General features: G+C 42.2%; 1 protein-coding gene. It reads left to right on the top strand.

Annotation, left to right across the window (positions count from 1 at the left end):
* Positions 1 to 192 (top strand): carbohydrate porin (locus Q4528_RS13485; protein WP_303522035.1); only part of this gene is annotated, 192 nt, incomplete at its 5' end.
* Between the last annotated feature and the right edge of the window lie 97 nt (positions 193 to 289).

The raw sequence follows: 289 nt of genomic DNA, 5'->3' as shown, positions 1-289 counted from the left end.
GGTGGTAAGAATACCGCTTGGAAAGTAACGCTTTCTCAAAATGTGGTCGTTAATGCCTTTGGTAATGCTCGTCCAATGTTGCGCTTTTATGCAACAGCAGGGCAAGCCGATAACGAAGTTCGCAGTAACGAAGCTATAGCCGCAAAACAAGATACCTTAGCTTTAGGTGCAATGTTCGAATCTTGGTGGTAAACACCGGTTCTCCGATTGTTTAGTATTTCATAATCTGTGTATTTGAGTGTTGGACGTAGCCTTGCTACGTCCTTTTTTATTTCTAGCTTACGTATTC

Source organism: Staphylococcus pasteuri, from assembly GCF_030547725.1.
In the GTDB taxonomy this organism is placed as follows: domain Bacteria; phylum Bacillota; class Bacilli; order Staphylococcales; family Staphylococcaceae; genus Staphylococcus; species Staphylococcus pasteuri.
This window is presented reverse-complemented; position numbering and strand designations above follow the sequence as displayed.